Below are 8,641 nucleotides of genomic sequence, written 5' to 3' on the forward strand. Positions count from 1 at the left end.
CCCTCCGCGAGCAGCCGCACGCACACCCGCTCCATCTGGTCGAGCGCGGCCAGGGCGCGCGCGTCCACGCGGCCTTCGAGGTGCGGGGCGAGCGCGGCCGTGGCCCGGCGCCGCTCCCGCGCGGTGAGCCGCGGGAACGTACGGGCGCAGGGCAGCACGTGGTCGGTGAGGAAGGCCCGCTCGCGCTGATCGCCCAGGTCGAGGCGGCCCAGGCTCACGAGGAGCCCGGCGACGCGGTCGTTGGCCTCGGCGATGGCGGGGGTCTCGCGGGCGGGGGCGGGCGCCGCGCGGTGGGTGGTGATCAGGTTCGGTACGAGGGTGATGCCGCGGGCCTCGATGGCTGCCTCGACGCCGAAGAGGACCTCGCTGTGGGCGAGATCCTGCGCGTACCGCAGACGCGCGCGGTCAAGGAAGTCGCGGCGGACGCAGAACCCGGTGATCAGGGAGTCCCTGGTGACGAGTTCGGGGCCGTCGGAGAGATTCTCGACGCTCCTTGTCCTCGCGTGCAGCCCGGCCTGCCAGCCAGGGCCACGCTCCTTCTTGCCGCTGCCCGTGAGGCGCGTCCAGCGCCCCGCCACCAGATCGGCCCCGGTGGAGCGCGCGGCGTCGAAGAGGTTCCGGCAGGCGTGCCGCTCCAGGAGTTCGCCGTCGCCGAGCACGACGACGTACCGTCCGCGTGCCGCGTCGAGCCCGAGGTTGCGCGAGGCGGCCACCGGCATCGCGCTTTCGGCACGGACCAGGCGCACCCGGTGCGGCTGATCGGCGGCGAGCGTCTGCGCCGCGTCGCGGGCGGGACCGTCCGCCCCGGGGTCGACGACGACCGCCTCGACGTTGCCCATCGTCTGGCCGAGCACGGACCGCACCGAATGCCGCAGCGCGTCGGCGTCCTCTCCCGCGACCACGACACAGCTGACGTCGTGCAGATCCGGCGTGCTCATGCGCGGCCTCCCTCGAGCATGGCGTCCGCGACACCGGCGGCCGCGTTCCCGTCGTCCAGGTCGCAGAAGACCTCGCGGAACCGGTCGTACGCGTCGGCGTACGCGGCGGTGGCGGCCCGCGGGTCGCGCAGCGCGGCGATCACCTCGTCGCTCGTGCCGAGCAGCGGGCCCGGCGCCTGCGCCTCGAAGTCGAAGTAGAAGCCGCGCAGGGTGTCGCGGTAGTGGTCGAGGTCGTAGGTGTGGAAGAGCATCGGGCGCCCGGTCTGCGCGAAGTCGAACATCAGGGAGGAGTAGTCCGTCACCAACACGTCGGCGATCAGGAGCAGTTCGCTGACGTCGGGGTGGCGCGTGACGTCGCGTACGAAGTCCGAGCCGGGAATCGTGCCGCCGACGAGGTAGTGCCTGCGGACGAGGAGCACGTGGTCGTCGCCGATGGCGCGTTCGGCGGCCTCCAGGTCCAGCTGGAGGTCGAGGGCGTAGCGGCCGGACTGCTTGGGCTGGTTCTCGCGCCAGGTGGGCGCGTACAGGACGACGCGTCTGCCATCGGGGATGCCGAGCCGTTCGCGCACGGAGGCGGCGACCTTCGCGCGGTCGGCGGCGTGCAGCAGGTCGTTGCGCGGATAGCCGCGTTCCAGGACCTCGCCGGTGTAGCCGAAGGCGCCGCGCAGGACGGGGGTCGAGAAGCGGTTCGGGGAGACGAGGACGCTCCACTGGTCGGCGCGTCCTGGCAGGCTCGCCATGTAGGAGCGGTCTCCGGAGGCGTGGCCCGCGAGGTCGCGGCCGATGCGCTTGAGGGGGGTGCCGTGCCAGGTCTGCACGACGTACTGGCCATCGGCGCGCTCGAACCATTGGGGCAGCTGGGTGTTGGTGACGATGTAGCGGCAGCGGGCGAGGGCCTCGTGCCACTCGGCGCTCCACAGGGCGAGGGGCGCCGCGCTCTCGGGCAGCCCCACCTGCTGGTCGCGGACCACCCAAAGGTGCTCCAACCCGGCGCCCCTGCGGACCAGTTCCTCGTGCACGGCGCGGGGCGAGTCCGAGTACTGCCGACCGTCGAAGCTGCAGTACAGGACGGCGTCGCGCAGCGGCTCGCCGCGCCGCGCCGCGTACACCTCGCGCAGCCGGCGCTGGCGCGGGGCGCCCCGGTCGGCCATGGGAAGCGCGGAGCCCGAGCGCAGGTGGAGGCCGTCGTGGGCGTGGCGCTTCAGGGTGATGTCACGGCCGGACCTGGTGCGTACGAGCGGGAGTCCACGGTCGTTGCCCGGCGCCACGCACACCGGGGTGTACTGCTCGGGGTCGCTCTCGCCGGGCTCGCGCAGGAAGAGGTTCCAGCGTCCTTCGGCGAGCGGCAGGGTGCCTCCGGGGCCCGGCAGGGCCTCGGGGCGCAGCGCGGCGGCGAACCGTCCGCCCTCGATCCGCACCGGCACGACGTTCTCGTCGCCGTGGCCGCCGTGCACGAGGACCAGCTCCCCGCAGCGGGCCGCCGCGTCGGGGTGGCTGCCCTCGATGAGCAGTTCGTCGTCCCAGGTCACGGCGTCGACGAGCGGGCGCACGGTCTGGTCGCGCAGCTCCAGGTTCCCCGACGCGTTGGCGAGGACGAGGAGTTCACGCCCCGGCAGCAGTCCGTACCGCCCCGGCGCCACATCCGGGCAGGCGGCGAGCGGCGTGCGGTCGCCTCCCTCGCGGACGAGCGCGACGCCCCACGGGTCGGCCTTGCGCGGCGCTCCGGTGCGCTCGTCCTCACCGGCGTGGAAGAAGCCGAGCGGCACATCGGCGCTGAAGTCACGGCCATTGACCAGGGCCGGGACGTAGTGCGCCTCCTTGGTGTGCCAGTTCTCCACCCGCAGGGCGTCGAGGGCCTGGGACTCCCCCGGCGCGATCCTGCCGTGCAGCCGGACGACGCCGCCGCACCCCTCGTGCGCGACGAGCCGCCCCGCCACCCGCTCCGTGCGCAGCCGCAGCCGCCCCTTGCTGAGGGTGACGGCCACCCGCAGGAACTCCTCCAGATACCGCACGGGAAGCCGCGGCGCACCGCTCATCCGCACCGGCCCCGTGCGCGGCAGCAGCCCGCTGACCACGCCCATCTCGACGTTCCAGGTGGTGCTTCGCCGCTTGGTGACGGTCCTGCGGGGGTCGATGACCGTCTCGAATCCCGACCGGTCGTAGCTGTGCAGGCCCTGCTTGGAGCGGTACGTCGCCTCGCGCGCCCGCACCGTGCGCAGCTTCAGCGGAAGGACCCGCCGCCGCCCGGCCCGCAGCCAGGCGACCCTGGCACGCGCGCCGATCCGCCCGGCGGGCAGGTTGGGGATGTAGGCGTAGCCCTTGAGCCGCAGCCTGCCCTGCTCGTCCCAGGCGGCCTGGGTGAGCTGCGCGGTGAGCGGCAGGTCGGAACGTTTCAGGGCGACGGTCTCGCGCGGCAGGCCGCCGATGCCGGGGTAGTCGGCCCGGCGCCTGCGCAGGCCGCGGACCCGGAAGGCGTCGGGGTGGGACTTCTCGAACGCCATGAAGGCAAGGAGGTCGGTGACGCGGCGCCGGCGGATGAGCTGCCAGCGCACGCGCAGGGCGAGCGGCAGTGCGGCGACGACCGCGGGGTCGACGGTGTCGACGAAGGCGTTGGCCTGCTCCATGAAGACGTCGTGGTACTTGGCGTCGCCGTGCGGCAGGGCCTCCATGAACAGCCACAGGTCCCCGGAGAACACCGTCGTGTCATAGCGCCGCTTGGCCTCGGCGAAGACCTCCGCCTGCGGCGTGCCCGCCATCCGTGCGGCCTTCTCGGCGAGGAAACCGCTGGCCGCGAGGACGGCGGCGGTGCGGTCGCGGACGGCGCGTGGCTTGGCGCGGCGGCTGGTGATGGAGCCGTCGCGGTCGCGCCAGAGGTAGACGGGCTCCTTCAGTACGTCGACGGACTCGGCCAGGAAGTGGGCGGGGATCGTGACGGGGGTGTCCTCGAAGAGCACGCCCTCGGGGAAGGCGAAGGCGTGCCGGTCCCAGAAGTCCCTGCGGAAGACCTTGTTGCAGGCGATGCGGTCGCCGAGCAGCTCCCAGTCCCGGGTGACGTGCGTGCCGCTGCGGTCGCTCTCCATCGCCTTGCGGAACATCGGCGACTGCTCGCTCCTGCCGCCGGAGCGCAGCCGGTGGACGTTGCCGGTGACGAAGTCGGAGCCGGACTCCTCGAGTGCCGCCAGCATCCGCTCGTACGCGTCCGGCGGGACGACGTCGTCGCTGTCGACGAACGCCAGGTACGTGCCCCGCGCCTCGCGCACTCCCGCGTTGCGGGCGGCCCCGAGGCCCGCGTTCTCCTGCTCGACCAGCCGGAATCTGGTGTCCCCTTCGGCGAACTCGCGGGCGATGCGTGGGCTCCCGTCGGTGGAACCGTCGTTGACCATGACGACTTCGAGGTCCGGCATGGTCTGCTCGGCCAGTGACCGGAGGCAAGGGGCGAGAAACTCCTCGACGTTGTAGACGGGGACGACGACGGCGAGTCGGGGTGTCATGCGCTGCGCACATTCCTTCCGGAGAACTGACGGGCACGGCTGCGCGTCCTGCTGGGGGCCACTTGGTTAACAACGGCCGCCCTTCCGGGTCACCCGCGCAGAGCCATTCGAGTGATCACGCGGGCGGGCCCTGTGCCCGGCAGCTCGGGGCTGCCGGGCACAGGGCCCGCTCACGTTCCTGCCGTGTTCAGTTGGCCGGAACGGCCGTGCGCCGCCGGGTCAGGGCTTGACGGCGATGCGGCCCTCGTCCATGCGCAGGAGCAGCAGGCGTTCGCCGGTCTTGTCCAGGAACTCGTCGACCGCCTGGCGCGAGCCCTGCCAGTAGCCGTAGTCGTCGATGAGCAGGACGCCGCCGCTGACCAACCGCGGGTACAGCTCTTCCAGTTCGTGCTTGGTCGAGGCGTACCAGTCGGTGTCGAGGCGCAGGACGGAGATCTGCTCGGGCGCCTCGCGCGGGACGGTCTCCTCGACCCTTCCCTGGACGTAGTGCACGCGCTCCTTGGGGTACGGCACCTTCTCGAAGCCCGACTTGACGTCGTCGAGGGAGGCGACGGCCCAGATCGGCCGGTCCTTGCCCTGCAGCTTGAGCAGCTCCTCGGCGGACTTGCCGTCCAGGCGCAGGTCCTCCTCGGTGGGCGGGGTCATGCCCTCGTACGTGTCGAAGAGGTACAGGTCGCGCTCGGTGTCACCGGCCGCGAGCAGCGCCTTGGCGCAGGCCTGCATCGAACCGCCGCGCCACACACCGCACTCGACGATGTCGCCGGGGATGTCGTGCCTGATGACGTGCCGGGTCGCCAGGATGAAGGCGTTCAGCCGTTCGGGAGAGGTCATCGTGTACGGCTTCACCGCACGGATGATGTCCTTCGCCTCGTCGTCGTAGTCGGCGGGGAGGTTCAGGGCCTTCGGCTTCGGCTTCGGCTTTGGCTTCGATGCCGGGGCGGGCTTCGGCGCGGGGGCCGCCGCCGCGCGCTGGCCCGGCATCGGTTTGCGCGTCAGCTGGTATCCGGTCAGTTGCTTCAATGCGCCATTCACAGCGCGTCGCCATGCCATGGGAGCGGACAGTACGCGCAACTCATCCGTGATGTCACGTTTCGTCAACATAAGTTCATTTGGCGTCACTTGGGGCGGCAATGGGCTGCTGCTCGTCCTCCGAGCGCGGCGCCACCACCTTCGGCCTGCCGCAGAGGGCGCGGCCATCGACGGGCTCGGGCAGCGGGACGCCGTCGACCCCGCCGACCTTGTTCGCCCACCACTTGGTCGTGGAGCGCACGAAGGCCATGGTGAGGCTCGGGTAGTTCTTGGGCCGCTGGAACACGCCGACGGAGTCGCCCCAGTAGGCGTGCTTGGCGTCGATCTGGCCGTAGGCGTGGCGGATGCCCTTCATGGGCGGGAAGTCCGTGTAGGCCTCGCGGAGTTCGAGCCGGGTGTACGCGGCCAGGGCGCGGAACCCGTCGGGGTAGTAGCGCCAGCAGTCCTGGGCGTCGTGCACGTGGCCGCGCGATGGCGCGGTCACGAAGGCGATGCCCTGCGGCTTCAGGACCCGGGCGATCTCCAGCATCGTCGCCCAGAAGAAGGGAATGTGCTCGAAGGCCTGCCCGGAGATGACGAAGTCGGCGCTGCGGGACTTCACGGGAATGCGGTACGGCTTCTTCATCACCGCGTCGACGTTGCGTCCGTCGAGCACGTCGACGCCCACGTACTCCGTGTCGCGCCCTTCGAGCAGGGCCTTGTGCGTGCGGGTCTGCCCGTCGGAGACCCGGGCGCCGAGATCGACCACCCGGTGGCGCTTCCCCGCGGGCATGTACTGCTCCACACAGAGTTCCATCTGTTCGTACGCGGACTGGTGCACGTCTCCTCCAACACAGTGATCTTCTACGCGTTGCTCGCGTTCAACGTGTATCGGCACAAAGGGTCACGCCGTCAACTCGCTTCCACTGACGCGCTTTTACGGCTCCACCTGCGCGGAGTGCGCCGGACGCACCACTTCCTCGCCGGTTCCTCGACGTACGTGAACAGCGCCCAGGACAGCGCGAGGACGGTGACACCGACGCCGAGGAGGGTGAACACCGCGGAGTTGTCCGGCTGCGGGCGGCCCCAGGTGTCGATGATCAGCCGGTTGAGGGTCTGGTGCAGCAGATAGAAGGCGTACGACCAGAGCCCGAGCAGCACCATCGGGCGCGAGCAGAGCCAGCCGCGGTGTCCGGTCAGCTCGCGCTGGACGTAGGCGGCGATGAAGACGACGGAGAACAGGGCGGCGAACGGCCGCAGGGTCCAGGCCAGTTGGTCGGCGATGTCCGGGCCGAACCAGGTGGTGCGGTGGCAGTAGAGGACGGCGTACGCGGTGAAGCAGGCGAAAAGCACCGGCGGGCTGAGCGGGAACCGGTGCCCCCTGCGCAGGGCGAGCGCGCAGGCCATCCCGACGGCGAACTCGGGGAGCCTGGCCACCGGGTGCCGCATGATCCACTCGGTGGCGAAGGGCGAGAGATGAGTGGCCGTCCACCATTTGAGCAGCCACATCGCGACGAGTCCGCAGGCGGCGAGCAGGGCCAGGGTGCGGGTGCGCAGGCGCAGGGCGCCGCGGACGGCGAACGGGAAGAGGAGATAGAAGAAGGCCTCGACGCTGAGCGTCCAGGCGACGCCGTTGCCGGGGAACATCGGGACGACGCCGGGGAACCACGTCTGCACCAGGAGCAGCGAGGCGACGAAGCTGAAGGCGTCCGTCGGCACACCGCCCCAGAGGTAGAAGACCCAGATGCAGGGGATGGTCGCGACCAGGTGGGCGGGCCAGATGCGGCCGAACCTGCGCCAGTAGAAGAGGCGGGCGAGGGTGCCGGGGCGGTGCCCCCAGGTGAGCAGGAATCCGGAGAGCACGAAGAAGAACCCCACGCCGTTCGCGCCGAGCGTCGAGTAGGGGAAGAGCAGCGGCGCGTGGGCGACGCCGCCCTGTGCGCTGAGACCGGTGAAGTGGTGCACGAACACCGCGAAGGCGGCGAGGAAGCGCATCCCGGTGAGGGAGTCGACGCGGGGCGCGGTGTCGGCGGCGGTGGGAAGCCCGGGGACGGGGCGTGTCTGCCGCGGGAGAGCTGTCGTCATGCGGGGGACCCCTCTCCCGCGCGCAGCGTCGGGCCGCAGCCCGCCGGGCGCATCTGGGCGACCATGTCGTCAAGGGCCGGGCGCACGCGTTCGCGCAGTGCGGTGATCCGGGCCGGGTCGCGTACCGCGTCGGCCCGGACGAAGTCGCCGCCGTTGCCCTCGCGGTAGAGCGGGACGTAACCCGCGGCCGCCAGGCGGGGCGTGGTCAGGCCCGACTTGGCGGTCCAGGCGGCGTGCACGTGGAGCAGTTCGGGGCGCACCTCGTTGAGTACGTAGTCGCGCAGGTCGGACGTGTCGGCGGCCGCGTACGCCTCGGCGACCCGGCGGTCGGTCAGGCCCGCGACGTCCACGACGCGCAGCCGCGAGGTGAGCAGGGTGCCTCCCAGGTCGGGCAGGGCGACAGTGGCGTCGCGCAGTCCGAGGTACGCGGCGTACGCGTTGAAGGTGTGGCCGTAGCGCTCGGCCACGAAGCACATGGACAGGGTCGGACGCTGGACGAACCTGCGGTCCTGCGCGGCCTGTCCGGTGACCGAGAGCAGCAGGGCGCCCGCGAGGGCGCAGCCGATGAGGACACGCGCGCGAGGGCGTTCCGCGTGCCAGACGGCGCCGACGGCCAGGGCCAACGCCATCGCGGCGAGCACCCACACCGGGGTCGCGAAGCGGTACAGCGCCATCCAGTCCCGGCCGAGCACGCCGTAGGCGAAGAGGGTCAGGGCCAGCGGGACGAGCAGCGCCGCCAAGGCCCTGCGGGCAGGGCCGGGGCGGGCGAGCGCGACACCGACGCAGGCCGCGCCGATCAGGGCGAGCGCCCAGCCGCCGTACGTCAACAGCTCACCCGTGGAAGCCAGTTGGCCGATCCGTGGCGCCTTCTGGGCCTTGGCCACCGCCGTGTTCGGCACCCAGAGCCCGAAGGTCGCGCGGCGCCACAGCAGGAAGGCGGCATACGGCAGCGCGAACATGCCGCAGCTCAGCGCCACCGCCCGCACGGCCCGCACGAGCCCGTCCCTGCGCAGGAAGAGCAGCACGGTCACCGGGTAGGCCGCCGCGAGCACCGGGCCGTCCGGCCGGATCAGCGCGGCCAGCAGCGCGAGGGCCCCGGCGGTCGCGGCGACGGCGGGC

General features: G+C 71.9%; 5 protein-coding genes and 1 pseudogene. All 6 read right to left on the minus strand.

All coding sequences use genetic code 11. The features are described from left to right. A partial coding sequence (locus ABD378_RS33650; protein WP_344527223.1) for a glycosyltransferase family 2 protein occupies positions 1–938 on the minus strand: 938 nt, incomplete at its 3' end. Continuing rightward, positions 935–4,429: a bifunctional glycosyltransferase/CDP-glycerol:glycerophosphate glycerophosphotransferase gene (locus ABD378_RS33655; protein WP_344527224.1), complete on the minus strand. Its 3,495-nt coding sequence runs from the start codon at positions 4,427–4,429 to the stop codon at positions 935–937. The genes ABD378_RS33655 and ABD378_RS33650, both read right to left, overlap by 4 nt. Positions 4,430–4,648: 219 nt before the next feature. Then, positions 4,649–5,530, minus strand: coding sequence for a TylF/MycF/NovP-related O-methyltransferase (locus ABD378_RS33660; RefSeq protein ID WP_386544895.1), 882 nt, complete (start codon positions 5,528–5,530; stop codon positions 4,649–4,651). A 4-nt stretch (positions 5,531–5,534) separates the two neighbouring features. Then, positions 5,535–6,278 carry a class I SAM-dependent methyltransferase gene (locus tag ABD378_RS33665; protein WP_344527226.1) on the minus strand — a complete coding sequence of 248 codons (744 nt, stop codon included), beginning with the start codon at positions 6,276–6,278 and terminating at the stop codon, positions 5,535–5,537. 71 nt (positions 6,279–6,349) lie between these two features. Continuing rightward, a complete protein-coding gene (locus ABD378_RS33670; RefSeq protein ID WP_344527228.1) occupies positions 6,350–7,522 on the minus strand; it encodes an acyltransferase family protein in 1,173 nt (390 codons plus the stop codon). Then, positions 7,519–8,641 (minus strand): annotated as a pseudogene (locus ABD378_RS33675) (hypothetical protein); the annotation flags it as partial. The gene ABD378_RS33670 and the pseudogene ABD378_RS33675, both read right to left, overlap by 4 nt.

This window comes from Streptomyces rectiviolaceus (assembly GCF_039533825.1).
Lineage (GTDB): Bacteria > Actinomycetota > Actinomycetes > Streptomycetales > Streptomycetaceae > Streptomyces > Streptomyces rectiviolaceus.

Coding starts and splice junctions, on each gene's coding strand:
- ABD378_RS33655 (WP_344527224.1), bottom strand. CDS start 4,429: ATGACACCCCGACTCGCCGTCGTCGTCCCCGTCTACAACGTCGAGGAG.
- ABD378_RS33660 (WP_386544895.1), bottom strand. CDS start 5,530: ATGTTGACGAAACGTGACATCACGGATGAGTTGCGCGTACTGTCCGCT.
- ABD378_RS33670 (WP_344527228.1), bottom strand. CDS start 7,522: ATGACGACAGCTCTCCCGCGGCAGACACGCCCCGTCCCCGGGCTTCCC.